Annotated in this window: 19 protein-coding genes; 7 read left to right on the forward strand and 12 right to left on the reverse strand. The window is 36.4% G+C overall.

The genetic code is table 11. The features are described from left to right. Window positions 1-3: 3 nt before the first annotated feature. The 3 genes from cobA to G580_RS0104675 are packed head-to-tail and all read right to left on the reverse strand — an operon-like array spanning window position 4 to window position 2,684. A complete protein-coding gene (gene cobA / locus G580_RS0104665; protein WP_028841233.1) occupies window positions 4-1,518 on the reverse strand; it encodes a uroporphyrinogen-III C-methyltransferase in 1,515 nt (504 codons plus the stop codon). 15 nt (window positions 1,519-1,533) lie between these two features. Further along, window positions 1,534-2,448 (reverse strand): hydroxymethylbilane synthase, encoded by a 915-nt coding sequence (hemC, locus tag G580_RS0104670; RefSeq protein WP_028841234.1) that lies wholly within the window; start codon window positions 2,446-2,448, stop codon window positions 1,534-1,536. Window positions 2,449-2,468: 20 nt separating this feature from the next. After that, window positions 2,469-2,684, reverse strand: coding sequence for an FmdB family zinc ribbon protein (locus G580_RS0104675; RefSeq protein ID WP_028841235.1), 216 nt, complete (start codon window positions 2,682-2,684; stop codon window positions 2,469-2,471). A 165-nt stretch (window positions 2,685-2,849) separates the two neighbouring features. Between G580_RS0104675 and G580_RS0104680 the strand changes: the two genes are divergently transcribed. Genes G580_RS0104680 through G580_RS0104700 form a run of 5 tightly spaced genes read left to right on the forward strand, consistent with a single transcriptional unit; the run spans window position 2,850 to window position 12,125 of the window. Beyond that, complete coding sequence (locus G580_RS0104680; RefSeq protein ID WP_245542843.1) at window positions 2,850-5,936, forward strand: AIR synthase-related protein; 3,087 nt, start codon at window positions 2,850-2,852, stop codon at window positions 5,934-5,936. A gap of 15 nt (window positions 5,937-5,951) precedes the next feature. Continuing rightward, window positions 5,952-7,277 carry a histidinol dehydrogenase gene (gene hisD, locus G580_RS0104685; protein WP_028841237.1) on the forward strand — a complete coding sequence of 442 codons (1,326 nt, stop codon included), beginning with the start codon at window positions 5,952-5,954 and terminating at the stop codon, window positions 7,275-7,277. Next, complete coding sequence (locus G580_RS0104690; protein WP_083960801.1) at window positions 7,274-8,620, forward strand: ATP-dependent 6-phosphofructokinase; 1,347 nt, start codon at window positions 7,274-7,276, stop codon at window positions 8,618-8,620. The genes hisD and G580_RS0104690 overlap by 4 nt, the downstream gene beginning before the upstream one ends. Further along, a complete protein-coding gene (gene ftsH / locus G580_RS10030) occupies window positions 8,620-10,467 on the forward strand; it encodes an ATP-dependent zinc metalloprotease FtsH (RefSeq protein WP_038041585.1) in 1,848 nt (615 codons plus the stop codon). Before G580_RS0104690 ends, ftsH begins: the two co-directional genes overlap by 1 nt. Then, window positions 10,464-12,125: a hypothetical protein gene (locus G580_RS0104700; RefSeq protein WP_028841239.1), complete on the forward strand. Its 1,662-nt coding sequence runs from the start codon at window positions 10,464-10,466 to the stop codon at window positions 12,123-12,125. Before ftsH ends, G580_RS0104700 begins: the two co-directional genes overlap by 4 nt. Window positions 12,126-12,129: 4 nt before the next feature. Here the strand turns inward: G580_RS0104700 and queF are convergent, their stop codons facing one another. Further along, window positions 12,130-12,501: a preQ(1) synthase gene (queF, locus tag G580_RS0104705; RefSeq protein ID WP_028841240.1), complete on the reverse strand. Its 372-nt coding sequence runs from the start codon at window positions 12,499-12,501 to the stop codon at window positions 12,130-12,132. Window positions 12,502-12,672: 171 nt separating this feature from the next. Here queF and ligA point away from each other — a divergent pair, with 171 nt between their 5' ends. Then, window positions 12,673-14,739 carry an NAD-dependent DNA ligase LigA gene (gene ligA / locus G580_RS0104710; RefSeq protein WP_083960802.1) on the forward strand — a complete coding sequence of 689 codons (2,067 nt, stop codon included), beginning with the start codon at window positions 12,673-12,675 and terminating at the stop codon, window positions 14,737-14,739. Here the strand turns inward: ligA and trpS are convergent. Then, window positions 14,713-15,708 carry a tryptophan--tRNA ligase gene (gene trpS, locus G580_RS0104715; RefSeq protein ID WP_028841242.1) on the reverse strand — a complete coding sequence of 332 codons (996 nt, stop codon included), beginning with the start codon at window positions 15,706-15,708 and terminating at the stop codon, window positions 14,713-14,715. The two genes, ligA and trpS, sit on opposite strands and share 27 nt — an antisense overlap. A 155-nt stretch (window positions 15,709-15,863) precedes the next feature. On the opposite strand from trpS, the gene G580_RS0104720 reads away from it, so the two are divergent. Then, entirely contained in the window at window positions 15,864-16,142 is a 279-nt protein-coding gene (locus G580_RS0104720; protein ID WP_028841243.1) for a hypothetical protein, read from the forward strand. Between the two features lie 37 nt (window positions 16,143-16,179). Here G580_RS0104720 and G580_RS0104725 read toward each other — a convergent pair whose 3' ends face one another. The 7 genes from G580_RS0104725 to G580_RS0104745 all read right to left on the reverse strand — a co-directional run bounded on the left by G580_RS0104725 (window position 16,180) and on the right by G580_RS0104745 (window position 22,106). Then, window positions 16,180-16,548: a cytochrome c3 family protein gene (locus tag G580_RS0104725; RefSeq protein ID WP_028841244.1), complete on the reverse strand. Its 369-nt coding sequence runs from the start codon at window positions 16,546-16,548 to the stop codon at window positions 16,180-16,182. Between the two features lie 23 nt (window positions 16,549-16,571). Continuing rightward, on the reverse strand, window positions 16,572-17,213 hold the full coding sequence (locus tag G580_RS0104730; RefSeq protein ID WP_028841245.1) for a cytochrome b/b6 domain-containing protein: 642 nt from the start codon (window positions 17,211-17,213) through the stop codon (window positions 16,572-16,574). Further along, complete coding sequence (locus tag G580_RS11000; RefSeq protein ID WP_051173104.1) at window positions 17,213-17,632, reverse strand: hypothetical protein; 420 nt, start codon at window positions 17,630-17,632, stop codon at window positions 17,213-17,215. The genes G580_RS0104730 and G580_RS11000 overlap by 1 nt, the downstream gene beginning before the upstream one ends. A 17-nt stretch (window positions 17,633-17,649) precedes the next feature. Next, entirely contained in the window at window positions 17,650-18,915 is a 1,266-nt protein-coding gene (locus G580_RS10035) for a multiheme c-type cytochrome (RefSeq protein ID WP_051173106.1), read from the reverse strand. Further along, the gene (locus G580_RS10040) at window positions 18,915-20,087 is read right to left on the reverse strand and encodes a hypothetical protein (RefSeq protein ID WP_038041588.1); all 1,173 of its coding nucleotides are present in this window, start codon (window positions 20,085-20,087) and stop codon (window positions 18,915-18,917) included. Before G580_RS10040 ends, G580_RS10035 begins: the two co-directional genes overlap by 1 nt. Window positions 20,088-20,247: 160 nt before the next feature. Beyond that, on the reverse strand, window positions 20,248-21,522 hold the full coding sequence (locus G580_RS0104740) for a phenylacetate--CoA ligase (protein WP_028841246.1): 1,275 nt from the start codon (window positions 21,520-21,522) through the stop codon (window positions 20,248-20,250). Between the two features lie 26 nt (window positions 21,523-21,548). After that, window positions 21,549-22,106 (reverse strand): archaemetzincin family Zn-dependent metalloprotease, encoded by a 558-nt coding sequence (locus G580_RS0104745; RefSeq protein ID WP_028841247.1) that lies wholly within the window; start codon window positions 22,104-22,106, stop codon window positions 21,549-21,551. Between the last annotated feature and the right edge of the window lie 88 nt (window positions 22,107-22,194).

A 22,194-nucleotide genomic window follows, 5' to 3' on the forward strand; every position in this document is an offset into this window, starting at 1 on the left:
TTTTTAAACGGTTTTATCTGTAAAATAAGTTAAAATTGCCTCTACCAGACCTGGTATGGTATATTCTTTAGCCTCTATCTGTGGGGTAACACCATGCTTTATAAGTTCTTGAGAGGTAATAGGGCCAATAGAAGCAAAAAGCGTATTTTTTAAGTCTCCTTCTTGTTCTAATTCTAACAAAAGCCTAAAGAAATTCTTAACCGTAGAAGAACTGGTAAAAGTTATGACGTCTACCCCCTGTTTTAACTCTTCTTTAAACGCATTTTTTGTTTCTTCAGGAAGTACGGTTTGATAGATTGAAACTATGTCTACGATGGCTCCAAGTTCTTCTAACCCTTTAGGTAACACATCTCTGGCTTCTTTAGCCCGTGCAATAAGCACCTTCTTTCCTTTCATAGGTATTTTTGAAAAAGCTTCTAAAAGCCCCTCTTGGGTAAAGTTTTTTTCAGGAATAAGGTCAGCCTTAATACCCCAACCTTCTAAAGCCTCAGCCGTTGCCTTTCCTATTACAGCTATTTTTAAATCCTTTAAAGCCCTCAAATCCCTTTCGGTTTCTAACAGAGCTTTTATAAAAAACCTAACCCCGTTTTCAGAGGTAAAAACCAGCCAATCATAAAGGGTTAATCTTTCTAAAAATTCGGTGTTATAAACTGGTACAACCTTTATCAAAGGCAACTCTACCACCTCTGCCCCAAGTTCTTCAAGCAAAGAAGAAAGTTTACTTGCCTGTTCTCTGGTACGTGTAACCGCTATTCTTTTACCAAAAAGAGGTTTCCTTTCAAACCAGTTAAATTGAGGTCTTAGTTTTACCACCTCTCCTACTACGATGATAGCCGGAGGTTTTAGCCCTACCCTTTCTACCTCGGCTACGATGTTTTCTAAACATCCGGTAACTACTTTTTGCTTAGGAAGGGTTCCCCACTGGATCAAAGCTACTGGGGTTTTAGGGTCTTTGCCTTCTTTTATCAAATTTTCGACGATATATTTAAGATTTTTAACCCCCATCAAAAAAACTAAAGTTCCAAGTTTAGCTAAAGCTTTAAAATCGATTTTACTTTCAGGTTTTCCTTCTGCCTCATGTCCGGTGATGATGGCTAAGGTAGAGGTATAGTCACGATGGGTAACAGGAATCCCAGCATAAGCCGGGACTGCAATCGCAGAGGTAATACCAGGAACTACCTCAAAAGGAATACCCTCTTTAACAAGCTCCTCTAACTCTTCACCACCTCTACCAAAAAGAAAAGGATCTCCCCCTTTAAGCCTTACGACTTTTTTCCCTTCCTTGGCTTTTTTTACTAAAAGTTTATTGATTTCTTCCTGTGGTAATGTGTGTTCTCCTCCTTTTTTACCTACATAAATCTTTTCAGCCTCTTCTTTACAAAAAGAAAGAAGTTTGGGGTTAGCTAAATAGTCATATACCACTACCTCTGCTTGTTCTAAAATTCTTTTTCCTTTAAGTGTAAAAAGATGTGGATCTCCTGGACCAGCACCTACCAGATATACCTTTCCTTGAGTCATGTTTTATCTCCTTGTTTAGCTGCTTTGATATATTTCGGATAAAATCTTTTCTCCTCCTAAAGAAAGAAGACACTTTGCAAGCCTTTCCCCTAAGATTTCTGGATTTTCGACCTCCCCCTTTTCAACCTGTTTGTAGAACCTTTCTCCTTCTAAATCACTTATAAAACCCACCATAAAAATTTCGTTTCCTTCTAACCAAGCATAGGCTCCAAGAGGAACTTGACAGCCACCTTCCAAAGTTTTTAAAAAGGACCGCTCAGCCCTTATACATATCTCTGTAGGCTCATGATGAATACAGGAAAGCAAATTTTTTATATCTAAGTCGTCCTTTCTTATCTCTACAGCTAAAGCTCCTTGACCTACAGCTGGAACCATTTCTTCTATAGAAAATCTTTTATATTCTATGCAAAGATTTAACCTTTTTAAACCAGCCTCAGCAAGCACAATCCCTGCAAACTGACCTTCTTTCCATTTTCTTAAACGGGTATCTACATTTCCTCTTAGAGGTAAAATTTCTAAATCCTTTCTGAGTTTTTTAAGCTGCGACATCCTTCTTAGACTACTTGTTCCTACTCTTGATTTAGATGGAAGGTCTAAAAAATCCCGATCTGAAATCCAAACATCAAAAGGAGACTCTCTTTCAGGAATACAACCTAATTCTAAACCATCAGCCAGCACCGAAGGAACATCTTTAAGACTATGAACTGCCAAATCTATCTCCTTTCTTAAAAGAGCCTCTTCTATCTCCTTAACAAAAAGGCCTTTTCCTCCTATTTTACTCAGAGGGGAGTCTAAAATTTTATCTCCTGTGGTCTTGATGATTACCTTTTCAAGGTGAATGTGGGGGAAAAACCGTTTAAGACGCTCTATTACCCAATCGGTTTGAGCTAAAGCTAACTTACTTCCTCTGGTACCAACTTTTATTTTCACAAACCCTCCGATAGACGAATTTATCCACAGCTACTGCAACTTCCACCTTTACAGGTGGCGCAAGCAGAACCAGATGAGCTTACAAACTTAGAACCTGATTTAAAAGCTACTTGTGAAATAAGTTTAGTAACTTTTGGGCTTTTACATTTTTTACATCTTACTTCTTCTGTAGGTTTTAAAACAAGCTCTTCAAAGACCTCTCCACATTCTTCGCATTTAAACTCATAGATAGGCATGGAGCTTAACTCCCTCCTTTTAAAAAACTTTAACTAAAACGATTTTAAAATAAACCTTTCTACCGTTTAGTCAAGCCTTAAAGAACGTTGGAAAAACTTTAAAGATATAATAATCAAAATATTCCACAAACCTCCACTTGCAGGGATTGAAAAAAATAGCAAAAAATGATATATTCAAAATCTATGAAAGCCATAAGAATAGAAGTAGCGGTTAAACCTGAAATTAAAGACGTTTTTGGTCTAAAAGTCCAAAAGAAGATCGCTACAGACCTTAATCTTGAGGTTGAAGCTGTTAAATTTATCAAAGTCTACTTGGTAGAAGGGGATTTTTCCCTTGATGTTTTAGAAAAATTTGCTCAGTCTGCCCTTTGTGATCCGGTAATTCAAACTTACACCCTTAACCATCCGATAGGGTTAAAGCTCCAGTATGATTTCGATTGGGCTTTAGAAATCGGATACAGGCCAGGAGTTACAGATAACGAAGGGAAGACAGCCGAAGAAGCTCTTTCCTACCTTATTGAAAGACCCTTAGATTCACAAAAAGAGGGGGTTTATTTTGCTAAACAATTCCTGATTAAAGGAAAACTTTTAAGGAAAGACATAGAAAAAATTGCTAAAGAACTTTTGGCTAACGAGCTTATAGAAAGATGGTTTATTCTTTCTAAAGAAGAATTTTTAGAAAAAATTGGATTTACTTATCCTGTTCCAAGGGTCACTGAATATTTTCCTCCTTTAGTTAACACTTTTGACTTAAAATCTTTTTCAGACGAACACTTATTAAATCTTTCCAAGCAAAGACTTTTAGCCTTAAATTTAGAAGAAATGAAAAAGATCCAAAGTTTTTTTTCTGATCCAGAGTTCATCCAAAAAAGAAAGGAAGTTGGGCTTAACGAAGAGATTACCGATGTTGAGTTGGAAAGTCTTGCTCAAACCTGGTCTGAACATTGCAAACATAAGATTTTTAACGCCAAAATTTTTTACAAAGATTTAGATACTGGGCAAGAAAAAGAGATTGATAGTCTTTTTAAGACCTATATCAAAACTTCTACCGAAGAAATTCGTAAAGAAAAAGGAGAAAAGGACTTTTGTTTGTCTGTTTTTGTAGATAACGCAGGCGTTATAAAACTCGATGAAAACTGGGCTTTAGCATTTAAAGTAGAGACCCATAACAGCCCTTCAGCCCTTGACCCCTACGGTGGTGCTTTAACAGGAATAGTAGGGGTTAACAGAGATCCTTTGGGCACAGGAATGGGTGCTAAACTAATCTTTAACACCGATGTCTTTTGTTTCGCTCCCCCTAATTGGGACAAGCCTTTACCTCCGAGGGTACTCCATCCCAAAAGAATTTTTGAAGGGGTAAGAGAAGGGGTAGAGCATGGTGGTAATCAGAGTGGTATTCCTACGATAAACGGTTCTATCGTTTTTGATCCAAGATATATAGGTAAACCTCTGGTTTATTGCGGAACAGGTGGACTTTTACCTTTATATCTGAACGACAAACCTTCTTGGAAAAAAAAGGCTAACCCGAATGATTTAGTAGTGATGATAGGTGGAAAGATAGGTAAAGATGGAATTCACGGTGCTACCTTTTCTTCAGAGGCTTTACATGAAGGTTCTCCAGCCACAGCTGTACAAATAGGGGATCCTATTACCCAAAAAAAATTGGTTGATTTTATCTTAAAAGCACGAAAAGAAGGTCTTTACAATTCTATAACCGACAATGGTGCTGGAGGGTTGTCTTCCTCAGTAGGAGAGATGGCTAAAGAAGCTGGTGGGGCCGAAATAGACTTAGCCAAAGCTCCTTTAAAATATCCTGGTTTAAGACCTTGGGAGATTTTAGTTTCAGAAAGTCAGGAAAGAATGACCTTAGCTGTTCCTCCAGAGAAAATCGGAAGGTTTTTAGAGTTGGCTGAAAAAATGGGGGTTTTAGCGACAGTCTTAGGAAATTTTAACGATTCTGGTTACTTCCACGTAAAGTATCAAGAAAAAACAGTAGCCTTTTTACCTTTAGAGTTTTTACATGAAGGGGTACCGCAACTAAGACTTTTTGCCGAATGGAAGACCCCTCAATATCCGAAAAAGTTAAATCTTGAACCTCCTCAAAATTATGGAGAAGTTCTTAAAAATCTTTTAAGTTCTTACAATATCTGTTCTAAAGAATACGTAGTCAGGCAGTATGACCATGAGGTACAAGGAGGTAGTGTTATTAAACCTTTAGTAGGGGCTGAAAATGACGGTCCAAGTGATGCCGCTATCCTCCGTTATGACCTAACCTCTGAACGTGGAATAGTAGTTTCTCACGGCATATGTCCCAAGTTTTCAGATTATGATACCTACTGGATGGTAGCTAATGCTATAGATGAAGCTATAAGAAATGCTGTAAGTGTGGGGGCTGACTTAGAACATATGGCAGGTCTTGACAACTTCTGCTGGTGTGACCCTATAGAAGGAGAAAAAAATCCTGACGGAAGGTATAAATTAGCTCAGTTAGTAAGGGCCAACATGGCTCTCTATGATTTTACCAAAGCTTACGGAGTCCCTTGTATCTCAGGAAAAGACTCTATGAAAAATGACTACCTAATGAATGTAGGGTTAAAACCAGATGGACCTAATCCTTATGGTGTAGGAGTAATTCTTCCTGATGGGACCCTTAAAATTTCCATACCCCCTACCCTACTCTTTTCTGTAGTAGCAACCATTCCTAAAGTTGGTTTAGCGCAAACGATGGAAGTGAAAGCTCCGGGAGATTTAGTCTACCTTTTAGGAATAACCAAAGAAGAACTTGCTGGGTCAGAATACTTCAGTCTACTTGGACTAAAAGGAGGGGTCGTTCCCAAGCCTAATGCCTACCTTAACAAAAAACTCTACCTAAAACTAAGAGATGCTATTTATTCAGGACTTGTTTCTTCTGCCCATGACGTTTCAGACGGTGGTTTAGGGGTATGTCTTGCTGAGAAGGCTTTTTCTGGTGGTTTTGGTCTTTTTATCGACCTAACGACCGTTCCTTATGAAGGAGAAAAAAGAGAAGATTTTATTCTATTTTCTGAAAGTGCTGGGAGAATAGTAGTAACGGTAAAAAAAGAAAAAGCTAAAGATTTTGAAGCTTTGATGAAAGATGTCCCTTGTTCTTTGATAGGAGAAACCACCGAAGAACCTTACTTAATGATAAAAGGTTTCGGAGAAAAGGTGCTAATAAAAGAGCCTCTTAAAGAGCTTAAAGAGGCCTGGCAAAAACCCTTCAAAAATTGGTAAGAAGAGGTAAATAACATGCCTCTAAAAATTTTTTCCTATCCTTCTAAAAGAGCTGAAACCTATCTCAATAAGCTTTTAAACCGGGTAGAAACCTTTCCTACTAAAAAAGAAAAATATGTAAAGTCTATAGGAGATAAGGTAAAAAAGTTTGGAGACAAAGCTCTTTTAGAGTATACCCATATCTTTGATAAAGTCTCTTTAAATCCATCAGACCTTAAGGTAAAAGAAACAGAGATAGAAAAGGCTTACCAAGAAGTATCTGAAGAACTTGTCAGTGCTATCAGGCTTGCAGTAGGAAAGGTTAAACGTTTCCATGGTCAGCATTTACCTACTTCTTGGTTTATTAAGCAGGAAAAAGAGGTACTTCTTGGTCAGTTGGTTACTCCGGTAGAGGCGGCAGGAATTTATATACCTGGAGGTACTTCAGGAGAAACCCCTTTAATTTCTACCGTGGTGATGACAGCAGTTCCTGCAAAGCTTGCAGGGGTTAAAAGAATAGTTATGGTATCTCCTCCTCGAAAGGATGGAAGCTTACATCCTGGACTTCTTGTTGCAGCTAAGGAAGCAGGAGTAGATGAAATTTATAAAGTAGGTGGCCCTTGGTCTATTTTTGGATTGGCCTATGGGACAGAAACTTTACCTAAGGTTGATGTCATCTGTGGTCCAGGTAATATCTATGTTACCATAGCTAAAAAACTGGTCTCGTCTCAAGTAGGCATCGATATCTTAGCAGGCCCAAGTGAGGTTTTAATAATAGCGGACGAAACCGCTAACTCTGAGTTTGTGGTTTGGGACTTACTTGCCCAGGCTGAGCACGACCCTATGAGTCTCGCTGTGTTGGTTACTACCTCTTCTTCTCTTATAAAAGAAGTTAAAAAACTTCTTCCTTTGGCTCTAAAGAAAGGATTAAGAAGTGAGATAGCAGAAAAAGCCCTAAAACAAAGAGGTGCGGTTTTTAAAGTAAGAACTCTTGAAGAAGCTTTTTATCTTGCTAATATCATCGCTCCTGAACATTTAGAGTTGATGATAACAAACCCTATGGATCATCTTTTTAAAATAAAAAATGCCGGGGCGGTGTTTTTAGGTGCCTTTACCCCAGAAGCTGTAGGAGACTATATAGCAGGGCCTAATCATGTTTTACCGACTATGGGGCTTGCAAGATTTTCCTCTTCTCTTTCTCCAGAAAAGTTTCTAAAAAAAATAAACTTTATCCAGTATTCAAAAGAGGCATTGGTTAATGAAGCTTCTAAGGTTATCCTTCTTGCTGAGACTGAAAACCTTCCTTCTCATGCAGAAGCTATAAGGGTTAGAATAAAAACTTTAAAAAAGGGGAACCTATGAAAAACCCCTTCTGTTATTATGAATTTTTAGAAGAAATCACTGAAGAAGTTTCTACTGAGATAGAAACCTTAGGCCCTTGTAAAATACCCAATCCTATGTCACTTTCTCCAGGTTGTTTTGTAGATGATACTACAAAAATAACTTTAAGACTTAACGTAGATTATTTAAAAGCTCAACTAACCCAAGAAAAATCAGTTATTTCTTTAGAGGTAGCTGGACCAAGACCTTATATCTATTTTGATCCGTCTAAATTAAAAGTAGGTATAGTAACCTGTGGGGGGTTATGTCCTGGTATTAACGATGTTATAAGATCCTTAGTTATGACTCTTTATTATTCTTATGGAGTTGATAAAATCTTAGGGTTTAAGTATGGGCTTCAAGGTTTTATCCCAAGGTATGGACATGAAGTGATAGAGCTTTCTCCAGAAAAGGTAAAAGACATTCATTCGATGGGAGGGACCTTTCTTGGTACCTCCAGAGGACATCAATCTGTAGAAGAGATAGTTGACACCCTTGAAAGGTTAAACATCAACCTTTTATTTATGATAGGAGGGGATGGTACTTTTAGAGCAGCTAACAAGATTAAAGAAGAGATAGATAGGAGAGGAGTAAAAATAGGAATTGTTTGTGTTCCTAAAACGATAGACAACGACATCTGGTTAGTTTCAAAAACCTTTGGGTTTAACACGGCGGTAGAAATGGCTTGTTATGCCATAAGATGCGCCCATACAGAGGCTATCGGAGTGCCTAATGGTATAGGGTTAGTAAAACTTATGGGAAGACATTCAGGGTTTATCGCTGCTGCAGCAACCTTAGCTACCAGAGAAGTCAACTTTTGTCTTATTCCAGAGATGGATTTTGACTTGGAAGGACCTCAGGGACTTCTTTGTAAGTTAGAAAAAAGATTGTTAGCAAGAAAACATGCGGTTATAGTGGTGGCTGAAGGGGCTGGACAAAAATATGTACAAAAAGACCCTCCGGAATATGATGCTTCAGGTAATCTAAAATTAGGAGATATAGGCAAGTTTTTAAAGGAGAAAATCGAGGAATATTTTAAGCAAAAAGGGCTTCCTGTGGTCATACGTTACATAGACCCAAGTTATATCATAAGAAGCGTTCCTGCCAACGCAGAAGACAGAATCTTTTGTGGATTTTTAGCTCAGTATGCCGTTCATGCTGGTATGGCAGGAAAAACCGGTCTTATGATAAGTTATCTCAACGATCAGTTTGTCCATGTACCGATAAAAGAGGCGGTTAAGAAACGAAAACAGGTAAATCTTTATGGCCGATTCTGGCTTTCGGTTTTAGAATCTACAGGACAAGGTACGCTTAAAAATAGCTGATGAAAAGGGCTCAAAAATTAGTTTTAGTTATCATTTCTTTTTTGATTCTTTTAACTTCTGTGGTAGCGATTGAAAAACTTTATCCCAAATACGAGCTTCTTACTTATAGTGAGTTTAAAACCTTAGTAAGGTTTGGATTGGTTGACAATCTTACCCTAAAAAAACTTGAAATTACAGGAGATTTCCGTGGACAAGCTGCAGATAAACTTTATGAAATTAGAAACAAACCAGTAAAGATTTCCAGTTCTTTTAAAGTCTACAGAACAGAGGACCCTGACCTTTTAAAACTCCTTGAAGAAAAAGGGATCAGATATCAGGTTAAACCCGAGAACAACCACTGGATTGGGTTATTTTCCTGGTTAATACCGTTGATAATACTTATTGCCTTTTGGCTTTTCCTTTTTAAACGGTTTACGTCGTCAGACGGAGGGATCATCAGTTTTGGTAAAAGTAAGGCTAAAATCTATGTGGAAGACGAAATACAAGTAACCTTTAAGGACGTAGCTGGGGTTGATGAGGCTGTAGAAGAACTAAAAGAAATCATAGAGTTTTTGAAATATCCTGAAAGGTTTACCAAGCTTGGAGCCAAAATTCCGAAAGGAGTATTATTAGTAGGTCCTCCTGGTACAGGAAAAACCCTTCTTGCAAGAGCTGTAGCAGGTGAAGCAGGTGTCCCCTTTATTTCTATTTCAGGGTCTTCTTTTGTAGAAATGTTTGTGGGAGTAGGAGCTGCCAGGGTGAGAGACCTTTTTTCTCAGGCAGAAAAAATGGCTCCTTGTATCATTTTTATAGATGAAATAGATGCAGTTGGAAGAGTTAGAGGGATTTCTCCTGCAGGAGGTACTGAAGAAAGAGAGCATACCCTGACCCAGCTTCTTACTGAAATGGATGGGTTTGACCCAAAAAAAGGAGTCATCATCATTGCAGCCACCAACCGTCCTGAAATTTTAGACCCTGCCCTTCTCCGTCCAGGAAGATTTGACAGGGTGGTTGTGGTTGATAGACCTGATTTAAAGGGGAGAGAAGAAATCCTTAGGTTGCACAGCAAAAATATCTCTCTTGGTCCAGATGTGGACTTAAAGGTTATTGCCGCAAGAACACCTGGGATGGTGGGAGCAGACCTTGCTAATGTTGTAAACGAAGCAGCTTTGCTTGCCGCAAGAAAGGGCAAAAATTATGTTGAGATGGAAGACTTTGAGGAAGCTATCGATAGAGTAATAGCAGGCCTTGCTAAGAAAAACCGTTATATCTCCCACGAAGAAAAAACCAGAATAGCCTATCATGAAGCAGGACATGCGGTGGTAGCCTCGGTGTTAACACCCCAGGAAAAGGTGCACAGGATTTCTATCATCCCGAGAGGTATTTCTGCCTTAGGTTACACCTTGCAACTTCCTACTGAAGAAAGATATTTGATGACCAAAACTGAGCTTTTAGCCAAAATCTCTGTACTTTTAGGTGGTAGAGCTGCCGAAGAATTATTTTTTAAAGAGGTTTCTACAGGAGCTCAAAACGATTTAGAAAGAGCTACCGAAATAGCAAGAGCTATGGTCATGGATTACGGAATGAGTGACATCTTAGGACCGCAAACCTTTAGAAAAAGAGAACATCTGTTTTTAGATGTCCCTTTTAAAGAAAGGGAAATGGTTTCTGAACAAATAGCCTCTCTTATAGACCAAGAAATAAGTCAAATTCTAAAAACTTGTTACGAAACTTCTCTTAAAATTCTTTCAGAAAGGATAGAAATTTTAGAAACCATTGTTAAGATTTTAATGGAAAAAGAAGTTTTAGAAGGAGAAGAATTGGAAAAATTGCTCTATCAAAACCCAAAAGGAGGAAACAGTCAATGAAGTTCATATCTAAAGTCTTAACCTTAGTCTTTTTTATTCTTTTTACCTACCAACTCAGTTTTAGCAGTCTTCCCCCTGAAGTTTATGAACAGGTCAAAAAAGACTTTTCTCCTCTTCCCGGGTTGCTTATCGGTATAGAAGAAAGAGAGCTCATAATCGATAAAGGTTTGGTGCAAGGGGTTAAAAATAAAGATATTTTTATGGTTTATAAAAGAGGAAAAAAAATCGTCCACCCTGAAACTCAGAAAACCCTTGGATATCTAAAAGAACCTGTCGCTAAAATAGAAATTGTCAGAACAGACGAAAACTTTGCCATGGCAAAGGTTATCTATCAAAAAGAGCCTTTAACCGTTCCTATGCCGATTACCAGGTATACAGACTTAAAAATTCTTGTTATCATTGAACATACCAATCCCAACGAAAATCTCTTTCTAACCCTTAAAAACAACCTTCCAGACTGTACTATAATTTTTGATCCTAATCTCAGATTTAACCAAATAACTCCTGAATACTTATTAGCTGAAAAGTTTGACCTTCTCTTTGTAGAAGAGGAAAACACCATAAAGGTATATAACTCAAAGTTAGACCTTATAAGATATTATGGAGGACTTTCTTATTCAAAGGTATCTACCTTACCCTATCTTAAGCCTTCCCAACCTAAGGCAGAACCTAAACCCTTAGGTGTGGTACAACCATCCATCATAGGTAGAACTAAAGGGGATGTGGTACAAGCTGAAATTACAGATATAGATAACGACGGAATCCCAGAAATGATTTACTTTAACTCACAAGGACTTTTTATCGTCAAACTAAAAGGAGGGCTTTTAGCCTATTACAAACCTGCTTCAGGAAAGATAGTAAATTTTTCTGTAGGACCAACTGGTTGGATCGCTTTAAACGTATACGACGATAGAGTTGGGATGAAAAGTGAAATTTTATATTATACTAATCAAGGACTTAACCCAGTCATAACCAATATCAACCTGATTTTAAACTTTGTAGATTATACTGCAAGAGGAATTAAAGATACCCTTTTAGGACAAACCTTTGACCCAGAAACCTTTTTTGGGAAAGAGGTATTTATTCTGAAAAGAGAGAACAATCAGCTTATCTATGCCAACAAACTTAACCTTTTTGAAGGATATCAAAATATAGGGACCAGCTTTGTAGACTTTAACCTGGACGGACAACCTGAAATTTTAACTTACTTAGATGACGGAAGATTAGGGGTGTATAAAAACAATCAGCTTCAATGGACTTCTCCTTATGCTATAGCCCAACATTTTTATGAAATAAGGCTTACAAAAGGGAAAAAGGGACAAGAAGTAGTTAAAAAAGTGGTATTACCCTTTGTTTCCCCTCTGGTTCAGTATGCTAACGGTAAAACCTTTGTATTTTTTGCTTCAACAGAGTTTCCTTTAAACACCGTTAAAAAAGATCTAAAATACCTTCCTTTAGATAGCGCTACTTCCCAGATTTTTGTCTTAGGGTTTGAAGGAAACTATTATTATAAAAACCTTACTTCTGCTCAAAGAGGATTTATTACCGGAATTGGATACGATAATAATCTTCTTTATTTTACAGTAGTAAGAGGAAAATATCCTGTGGATACAGAGACAGAGCTTTATAGCCTTATTTTGGGAAGGTCTTCTTTTTAGGATTTTAAGGTTTTTCTACGGTTATGACGGTATGAACGTTTCCTCTGGGGTGAAAATCCCCTATTACTTTTAATTTTTTAGGTTCTAAAGCCTTCCAGAGGGCATCGAAGATCTCGTTGGTAGCGGCTTCATGAGAGATGTAGCGATTTCTGAACTTGTTAAGCCATAGCTTTAACGACCTAAGCTCAACGATTTTTTCATTAGGTACATATTCGATCTTGATTACGGCAAAATCTGGATATCCAGACCTGGGGCAAAGGCAGGTAAACTCAGGAAAAGTTATGGTTATGGTGTAATCTCTGTCAGGATAAGGATTAGGCCAAGGCTCAAGTTCTGCCTGTTCTATGGCTAATTCACCATACTTTTTCTCACTCATGTGGTTAATTATAACATCTTAATAATTAATGCCAAGAGTGAAAACCTTTATTTTAGAAAAAAAACCTAAAAACTAAACCTTGGAACAACTGTCTTCATTTGATAAAAGTTGTCTTTATCGATTTTAAGGTATAAAATTAGCAAAAAACACTTCAATTTTCGGAGGTTTATCATGCCAGAGGAGAAAAAAGAGTATCCTCACATCCCTCAGGAAATCATAGAAAGGGTTAAAAAACTTAGGGAAGAGATAGAGTATCATAATTATCGTTATTATGTACTTGATTCACCTGTTATTTCTGATGCTGAATACGATGCGTTAATGAGAGAAATTAAAGAGTTAGAAGAAAGGTATCCAGAATTGATTACTCCAGACTCTCCTACCCAAAGAGTAGGATTTAAACCAGCAGAAGGATTTAAAGAAGTTCCTCATGCAGAACCAATGCTATCTCTGGATGATGCGATGGATAAAAACGAAGTATTAGAGTTTGATAAAAGAGTAAAAAAATTTCTGGGATTACCTGAAGAGGCTCAGATAGAATATACGGTGGAGCCAAAAATAGATGGTCTTGCGGTAGAGTTGGTTTACGAAGAAGGGATATTAAAATTAGGAGCTACCAGGGGCGATGGATATGTAGGAGAAGATGTTACTGCTAACATCAAAACCATTAAATCTATCCCTCTAAAACTAAAAAAGTTTGATGAAAACGCCCCTGAAATACCACCAAGAATCGATGTAAGAGGAGAGGTTTATTTAAATAAGGAGGAATTTGAAAAGATCAATCAAGAAAGGATAAAAAAGGGAGAAACTCCTTTTGCTAACCCAAGAAATGCTGCTGCTGGCTCTTTACGTCAGCTTGATCCTTCGGTTACAGCCAAAAGAAAATTAGATATCTTCTGTTATGGAGTAGGAAAGGCCGAAGGTTATAACTTCAAAACACAATGGGAGATACTTCAAACCTTACCTAAGTGGGGTTTAAAAGTAAACCCGCTGGTAAAGTTAGTTAAAAATATCAGAGAAGCCATCGACTATCATCACGAAATGGAAAAGAAAAGACAAGAACTTCCTTATGAAATAGACGGTATTGTAATCAAGGTAAACGATCTATCTCTGTGGGAAAAACTTGGTACCAAAGCAAGATCTCCAAGATATGCCGTTGCTTATAAATTTCAACCCACTCAAGTAACTACCAAACTTTTAAACGTGGTTTTCCAAGTAGGAAGAACCGGTGCTATTACTCCGGTGGCTATATTACAACCTGTACAAATAGGAGGTGTTATCGTAGAACGAGCTACCCTCCATAATGAAGACTACATCAAAAACTTAGATATAAGGATTGGAGATTGGGTACTTGTGCAGAGGGCAGGAGATGTGATCCCTCAAATCATCATGCCAATAAAAGAAAGAAGGACAGGAGAAGAAAAAGAAATTAAATTTCCTACAGAGTGTCCAAGATGTGACACTAAACTAATCAAAAAGCCTGACGAGGCTGTCTGGAGATGTCCTAACCCTAATTGCTACGCCAGTTTGATAAGAAAAATTTTACATTTTGCCAGTAGACTTGCGATGAATATAGAAGGCTTAGGAGAAAAGATTGGCAAAGAACTGGTAGACAGAGGTTTGGTAGAAAACGTAGCGGATCTCTATTATCTTCGGTTAGAAGACTTTTTACGATTACCTGGCTTTGCTTATAAAAAAGCTAAAAACCTCTATGAAGCCATCCAAAAAAGTAAAAAAACTACGTTAGCTCGTTTTATTTATGCCTTAGGAATAAGGCACGTTGGAGAGGCAATGGCTCAACTTTTAGCCAAAAAGTTTAAAACCTTAGACAATCTTATGAAAGCCTCTATGTCTGACCTAATGTCAGTGGAGGGCGTAGGTTATGAAGTAGCTAAATCTATAGTAGAATTTTTTAAAAACGAACACAACCAAGAAATTATCAAAAGATTATTAGAAGCAGGAATTACCTTTGAAGAGGAAGAAGAAAAACAAGAAGAAGTCACTCCCAAACTTGAAGGGTTAACCTTTGTGTTTACAGGTGCCTTAAAAAGTATGACCAGAGATCAAGCTAAATCTAAGGTTTTACAGTTGGGAGGTAAAGTTTCAGACCATGTGTCTAAAAACGTTGACTACGTAGTGGTAGGAGAAGAACCAGGGTCTAAATATCAGAAGGCTTTAAAACTTGGACTAAAAATTATTAACGAAGAAGAATTCTTAAAACTTATAGGAGAAACCCAATAACTCGTTAACCTCTTCCATGGTTTTTTTGGCTATACTTCTTGCCTTTTCTATTCCTGCCTGCAATAGCTCTTCCCAGTTTGTTTTTTCTATCTCAAGACGTCTTTCCCAGATTTCAGTTAACCCTTCTATGACTTTAGACGCCAATCTTTGCTTACATTCAAAACATCCAAGCTTAGCCTTTTTACAATCCTCTACGACTTCCTGCCTTTCTTCCTCAGAAAAATAAATTTTTATCAGATTATACGCTACACAACGATTTTCTGGATCTCCTGGATCAGACTTTCTGGGTCTCTGAATATCAGTCACATAAGACAGTACCTTTTTCTTGACTACTTCAGGAGGATCATTTAAAAAAATAGCGTTTCCATAACTTTTACTCATCTTTCTTCCGTCTGTTCCTGGTATCTTGGGTACCTCAGATAAAAGGGCTTCAGGTTCAGGGAAAAATTCAGTATTATACAAATAATTAAACCTCCTTGCGATTTCTCTAGTTAATTCTAAATGAGGTACCTGGTCTAAACCTACAGGAACTTTCTCTGCTTTATAGATTAAGATGTCAGCTGCTTGTAAAACCGGATATCCTAAGAAACCATAGGTAGTCAAATCTTTATTTTGAAGGTTTTGCACCATATCTTTATAAGTGGGGTTCCTTTCAAGCCAAGCTACTGGAGTAATCATAGAAAATACCAAAGAAAGTTCTGCATGTTCTTTGACGGCTGATTGTAAAAAAATCACGCTCTTTTCTGGGGAGAGTCCTACTGACAGCCATTCTAAAAATAGTTCTTTTACAAAACCTCTTAATTTTTGAGGAGAGTCATACTCTGTAGTTAGGGCATGCCAATCTGCCACAAAGTAAAAACATTCATGATTTTCTTGGAAACTCAACCAATTTTTTAAAACACCATGAAGATGTCCTAAATGAAGCGGACCTGTAGGACGCATTCCACTTAAAATCCTAAATCTTTTCACTGTCCCCACCCTTCCTTCTAAATTTTATTATGATAACTCTTTAAATTACCATAATTTCTAAAAATTTGTAGTAAAAACATCTTTTAAAATGTTTAATTTTGGATAAAATATTTTTTATACTTTTTAAGGGAAATAGCCAGGGAGGTACAATTAAAATGAATTGCGATAGATTAAAAACCCTCATCAGAGATTGGTATCAAGAAGTAAGGTCTTTTACCCTTTCTCCTGTAAAAATGATGGATTTAGTAGAAAAACATGTGCAAAACTGTGAAGTTTGTCAACAAGATGAAACTTTACCTTTAGAGTTAGAACAATTAAGAGAGATAATCAGGGTCCCTTATAAACCTCCTAAGGAAACTGATTTTAAATTTTCTGAAGAAGTAGAGTATATCTATGATGAAGATTTAGAAGAATTAGAAGAAGAGGAAATTTAATCTGAGAGGTGGCTTATATTAGCCTCTCTTCTCCATTTTAAGATCTTTTATGGCAATCGTTACACTTAACAGGTGCCTGTTTACTTTCTTCGGCATTAACTTTTTTATGGCATTCAATGCAGGTCTTATGATAAGCATCCATAGCTTTTAACACCTTATCTTTAGCCTGAGCTATATCATGACATTCTATACATTTTTTCACTTCTTTGGTAGGGTCTGCTTCTGCGTGATGACACACTTTACAATCGATTTTATATACATCTACATGGTTTGCATGATTAAATTTAACACCTGGAAACTTAGCTCCTTCAAATTTTAATTGTATTTCTGTTGGAAGAGCAAAAACTAAAGTAAAACAGGACAAAATTCCTCCTATAATTAACCCTATCCCAACCTTCTTTTTCATGGTTTTACCCCCTCGTTTTTTAATTAATGCTCCGTATGTTCTTCATGTTCTTCTTCATATCCAGTAAACATAGCTATAATGTGAGCTAAAGGAGTATGTCCTAAAGTACTTAAATAAATATGAACAAAAAGGAAAAATCCGTAAAACACCCAAAGGCCATTATGAATTAGAGAAACAATCTGAATACCACCCATCAAACTTTCTAACCAGCCAAACTGAACAGGATCCCAAAGAACAAGCCCTGTCAAAATTTGTAAAGGTATACAAAAAATCATGATGATAAAATAAAAAACCTGTTGAAGAGGATTAAATTTGCTATCAGGGGTCGGATGGTGAGGATTTTTATCTCCTACCATGATACCATAGGCATAATACTTGGCCTGGTTAAAAGCCTTTTTGATAAACTCTATAGGTCTCCAAAAAGGAGGAATGTAAATCTTAAAAATTTTTCCGGTAAACAGATAGTAACATAACCAGATAAAATAATTAGCAAGCAAAATAAACCCTAACCAGCTATGTATCTTAACCGCACTTTCAAAAGACATAAGATTTATCTTATCTACCAATCTGATCTGTAATCCGGTAATTATCAATACTATAAAACTAAGTGCATTGATCCAGTGCCATATTCTTACAGGTAAAGGATGTAAATATACCTTCTTCATTATTTCCCCTCCCTTCTTTTTCTTCTAATAGGTGTGGTTATAATTCTTAAAGATAGATGCCCTAAACCAAAACCTATACCGCAAACCACAGCCAAAACAAACAATATATCTAAAACACTAATCCTTGACAGACCTAAAACGTAAAAATCCTTAACATTTGGTATGGCATATAACGAATTTAAAATCTTTCTATCTACTAATGCCTTTAAGGTTTTATCTCCCTCTTTATTGATTTCTAAAACCCCAACAAACTTAGCCTCAGAACTATGGCAGACAGTACAATCTTTTATAGCTTCTTTCTTAGAAAGAATTTTATGAGCATCATTAGAGTTTACTAAGTCTAATCTTCCTTTTAATTCAACTTTCACCTTTTGTTTAACCGTATTCAAAAACTGCCAGAACTCTTTTTCCTGGACCAAACCATCTTTATTAAGATCTATCTTATTTTTACCTCTTCAACCGGCCAATTTAAAGCTTTACTTAGATCTTCTACCGTTATGCCTGTTTTTTTAGCTTTATCTACCAAAGACAACATCACTGCCTTTTCCCCTTTTGCATGACACACACTACAAGAAGCACTCTTAAAATGGACATCTACAAAGGATTCTAAGGTAAAAGGTGGATTATAAAGCCATTTACTATGAGCCTTTTTAGAGTCCTTATGGCAGGACAAACAAGAGTCGTTTAATTTTGCCATACTAACAGGTAAAACGTCATGGGCTTTATGGCAGTTAGAACAATTAGGAGCATTAGGCTTGGATTCAGAAAGGGCTTTAAAATGAATGCTATCTTTGTAAGCCTTGGCCTCTTCTCCATGGCAACTTGCACAGAGATTGAACTTTAACTCATTATTAGGTAAAATACGCGCTACTTTATGGTAGTCGTGGCATCTTATACAGTCAGGAGCCTTCTCTTTCCCTTGATAAAAAGCCTTGGCATGGATACTCTTGTTAAACTGATCTACCTCTTTAGTATGGCATTGCTTACATATTTCCATAGCCTGTTTTCTATACTCTTTTAGTGATGCTATTTTTTTAATAGGATGCTCTGTTTTAGAATAACCTTTATGACAATCAGTACACTTAAGATCTTTATGTACGGAACTTAAAAGATGAGACCCATCTACCTTTACTGAAAGAACTTCACCATTTTCAAGCTTTTTAGTGATTGATTTACTATGGCAAGTCAAACAATATTGATTTTCAGGTAAATTTTTACCTATCTTAGCTGGCTTAACTCCATGGTATCCATGACATTCTATACAAGAGGCAGTCTTAGAAATGGTGTAGTGTACCTGATTTCTTCTTAATGTGGCATCGGTATGACATTTCTGACATATTTGTTTAGAAAGATTAGCCGCATACTCTCTTTTATTCTTAAACGTATATGAAGGATGTTTACTTTTTGAAAAATCACTATGACATACGATACACTGAAAGTTACCATGAACAGATTGCTTAATTTCATTTAAATTAACCTTAAGATTTAATTTTTCACCAGTTTTTAACGTTTTGCTTAGATCCATTTTATGACAAGACATGCAGTATTCATTAAAACTTGCTTTTTGCTTCCATTCTTTAAAACTTAGGTCTTGAGAAGGTAAACTTCCGATAACCCTTTTAGAGGTAGCAGCAAGCAAACCGGTTGTTAACAAAAGAAGACTTAACAACAAGAAAGAAAAATATAGCGTCTTTTTTTTCATTATTTAACCCCCACAGGAATATTTGTATGATATCCGTGGCAATCAATACACATAAACCTCTTATCTTTAGCTACCATAGCATGACCTGGATGTTTAGAAATACTTTCATAAGTATGACATTTAGTACAACGAGAACCTATTTCTTTAGTGTATTCCTTTACAGATCTGATGTTAATAGGTTTGGGATGAAAATCTGTGTTATAAATATCATAATGGCAAGCAAAACAACCTATTTTACCGTGAGGAGTTTTGTCAAATTTTTCTGGATTAACATAAAGATACATCTTTTCACCGTTACCTAAAACCTTAGGCAACCTTTCTACTTTATGGCACTTTATACACTCTTGGGTCTGTTTTCTTACCAATTTGATAGGTTTAATATAGTGAAAATTATGACATTCAGAACAAAGGGTCTTTCCTTCTTTTACTATGTTTTGATGAAAAGAAGAAAGTCCGGACGCAGGATGACAGGTTAAACAGTTTTGGTTTACCCCTTTGGAATAGCTATAACGACTTTCTATTTTGATCGGTTTAGGATGGGTAGATTTATCAATATCCTGGTGACAGAATAAACAGTGAACCTTATTTCCGTGCGCAGAATCATAAAACTTCTTTGAATCTACATAAAGAGCCATCTTTTCTCCATTAGGTAAAACCTTATGAAGCCTCTCTAACTTATGACACTTTAAACAATCTTTAGCAATCCTATCAAATTCCTCTTTTATAGGTTTAATGTAATGTGAACCGTGACACTCTGCACAAGAGAGTTTATTTTCTTTTACTATGTTTTTATGGATAGGAGAAAGACTTTCTATAGCATGGCAATTTACACAATTAGCAGAAACTATCTTTTTATATTCCCTTACACTGGCAATTTTCATCGGTCTTGGATGTTCCTTTACGTTAAGGTCGGCATGACAAGAAAGACAATCCATACTTCCATGAACAGAGGCCTGAAACTTCTCAGGGTCTACATAAAGAGCCATCTTTTCTCCATTAGGTAAAACCTTATGAAGCCTCTCTAATTTATGACACTTTAAACAGGCATCGTTTGAACCACTGCTACTTGCTACTGAAGACTTATTAAAGGTCAGTGAAAGAAGAAAACTTACACAAAAAAGAACTCCAGACAAACACAACCCAAGGAAAAAATATCTAAAAACTTTTCCCATTATAAACCCCCATACAGAAAGATTTTAAAATAACCCTATTTTGCCTATTAGATATAGATATTATATAAGCTCAATCCTTAAGTCAAGCCTAACAAGTCCCAAAAAAGTAGGTTTTTAAGTCCTATTTTCTATTAAATAACAGATTTTTATAAATTTTTTTTTATTTTTTTCTTTTATCTATCACTCGCACGGCTTTTCCTGGAACCCTTTGAATGGTGCCTTCAGGAACGATCTGAATCTTACTTCTAAAACCTAAGAGATCATAAAGCTCTAAGTTTAACCTATCCATTTCTTGATCGGTTAAACCTCTGTCGTTTTTTTCCACAATGATGGTCATCTCGTCTTTACCTTTTATATTTTCTATTACCAACTGATAATATGGAGCAAGTCCTTTGTACTTCAAAAGTATAGCCTCTATCTGAGAAGGATAAAAATTTACTCCCTTTACCTTCAACATATCGTCTGTTCTACCTTTAATTCTGTCTATTCTAAGATGAGTCCTCCCACACTCGCATGGTTCGTAGCTTATTATTTTAGATATATCCCTTGTTCTATACCTGATAAGAGGCAAACCTTCTCTGGTAAGGGTAGTAACCACTATTTCCCCTTCTTCTCCTAAAGGCAATGTCTCACCTGTTTCAGGATGTACGATTTCTATGATATAATGGTCTTCCCAAACATGAATCCCTTTTCTTGCCTCACAATCTATGCCTAAACCTACCCCTCCGGTTTCTGTCATTCCTATGATATCAAAGGTCTTAACCCCCATCATGTCTTCTATCCTTTTTCTATATTCCTCTGACCAGGTTTCAGCACCTAAAATAGCTACCCGAAGGTTAGTTTTTCTAAAATCAAACCCGTTTTCTTGAGCTACTTCGATAAGTCTTGCTGGATAAGAAGCTATAGCCCCTATGGCAGTAACACCTAAATCTTTTATAAGTTTGAGTTGCATGAGACTTCTGCCAGCACCTGCTGGAACGATAAAACATCCTAAGGTTTCTGCTCCATAATGAAAACCAAACCCACCGTTAAACAACCCAAAAGAAGGCATAATCTGTAACCTGTCTTTTGAGGTAAGCCCAGCACAAGCCAAGCATCGAGCCATTATTTCACCCCACTGAGCCACATCATTTTTAGTCATAAGGTTTAATACCGGTATCCCTGTAGTCCCTGAACTCATATGCATTCTTACACAATCTGAAGGATCTACAGCTATATGTCCAAAAGGATAACCATCCCTCAAATCATCTTTTGTGGTAAAAGGCAAGTATTTTAAATCATCTAAACTTTTTATATCTTCAGGATGGATGTCTTTAATCTTCTCTTTTAACATAGATTTAGAATTTTTAAGAAATGCGATGGTTTTTCTTAATCTACTGAGCTGAATTTTTTCAATCTCTTCTCTTGATAATGTTTCAATCTTAAGATTAAACATCTCTTCCTCCTAAAAGTTTTATTATTTTATATTATAAAAAATTTTTCCATACACAAATAAGTTTTCAAAAAACTTTCACATACAAAACAAAAAAATTTATTTTTTTTATCTACATCTGCTATAGTATTAGAAAAACTCATCACACAATTTACATGAAAACAATGTGGTAGATAAAAAAGATGACCGAGCTCATGGGTAACCTCTTTAATTAGCCTTTCTGTAAAAATTTTTTCGTCAAAAGCTAACCCATAAAACTCTGGGTTAAGTCTGGCAAGGGATACTACAACTATTCCTCTTTTAGGATCAGCTTCTCCAAAAACAAAGTTTAGCCCATGAGTATAAAGGTCAACGTCTACTAAAACTACCCATTTCTCTTTTAAATTTTTTTTATATTTTGAGAAAAGATCTATGATTTTAGAGGAGATATATTGATTTCTTTTTGGGTTGTAGGCTGCAGAAAAATCAAAAACCAAACCGTAAAAATTAACCGAATACCCAAAAAGGGTCTCTAAATGAGACTTTAAAGCTAAAAGAATATCGTCTTTTACCTCTGTATAAACTAAAAATAAAGAAATTTTTTTCATGTCATAGTTAAAATATCAATTCTAACCATGATGTCAAGTTCTTTAGAAAGATTTTTTTATAAGAGGTCCTGTGAGATTAATAAATCTT

This window comes from Thermodesulfobacterium hveragerdense DSM 12571, from assembly GCF_000423845.1.
Taxonomy (GTDB): Bacteria; Desulfobacterota; Thermodesulfobacteria; order Thermodesulfobacteriales; family Thermodesulfobacteriaceae; genus Thermodesulfobacterium; species Thermodesulfobacterium hveragerdense.

Bases quoted from the DNA above. Each gene is read 5' to 3' on its own strand.
- G580_RS0104680 (WP_245542843.1), top strand. From the start codon at position 2,850: ATGATATATTCAAAATCTATGAAAGCCATAAGAATAGAAGTAGCGGTT.
- ligA (WP_083960802.1), top strand. From the start codon at position 12,673: ATGCCAGAGGAGAAAAAAGAGTATCCTCACATCCCTCAGGAAATCATA.
- G580_RS10040 (WP_038041588.1), bottom strand. From the start codon at position 20,087: ATGGGAAAAGTTTTTAGATATTTTTTCCTTGGGTTGTGTTTGTCTGGA.
- G580_RS0104720 (WP_028841243.1), top strand. From the start codon at position 15,864: ATGAATTGCGATAGATTAAAAACCCTCATCAGAGATTGGTATCAAGAA.
- G580_RS0104745 (WP_028841247.1), bottom strand. From the start codon at position 22,106: ATGAAAAAAATTTCTTTATTTTTAGTTTATACAGAGGTAAAAGACGAT.
- cobA (WP_028841233.1), bottom strand. From the start codon at position 1,518: ATGACTCAAGGAAAGGTATATCTGGTAGGTGCTGGTCCAGGAGATCCA.
- G580_RS0104700 (WP_028841239.1), top strand. From the start codon at position 10,464: ATGAAGTTCATATCTAAAGTCTTAACCTTAGTCTTTTTTATTCTTTTT.
- G580_RS0104675 (WP_028841235.1), bottom strand. From the start codon at position 2,684: ATGCCTATCTATGAGTTTAAATGCGAAGAATGTGGAGAGGTCTTTGAA.
- ftsH (WP_038041585.1), top strand. From the start codon at position 8,620: ATGAAAAGGGCTCAAAAATTAGTTTTAGTTATCATTTCTTTTTTGATT.
- queF (WP_028841240.1), bottom strand. From the start codon at position 12,501: ATGAGTGAGAAAAAGTATGGTGAATTAGCCATAGAACAGGCAGAACTT.
- G580_RS0104690 (WP_083960801.1), top strand. From the start codon at position 7,274: ATGAAAAACCCCTTCTGTTATTATGAATTTTTAGAAGAAATCACTGAA.
- G580_RS0104740 (WP_028841246.1), bottom strand. From the start codon at position 21,522: ATGTTTAATCTTAAGATTGAAACATTATCAAGAGAAGAGATTGAAAAA.
- G580_RS0104730 (WP_028841245.1), bottom strand. From the start codon at position 17,213: ATGAAGAAGGTATATTTACATCCTTTACCTGTAAGAATATGGCACTGG.
- hisD (WP_028841237.1), top strand. From the start codon at position 5,952: ATGCCTCTAAAAATTTTTTCCTATCCTTCTAAAAGAGCTGAAACCTAT.
- G580_RS0104725 (WP_028841244.1), bottom strand. From the start codon at position 16,548: ATGAAAAAGAAGGTTGGGATAGGGTTAATTATAGGAGGAATTTTGTCC.
- G580_RS10035 (WP_051173106.1), bottom strand. From the start codon at position 18,915: ATGAAAAAAAAGACGCTATATTTTTCTTTCTTGTTGTTAAGTCTTCTT.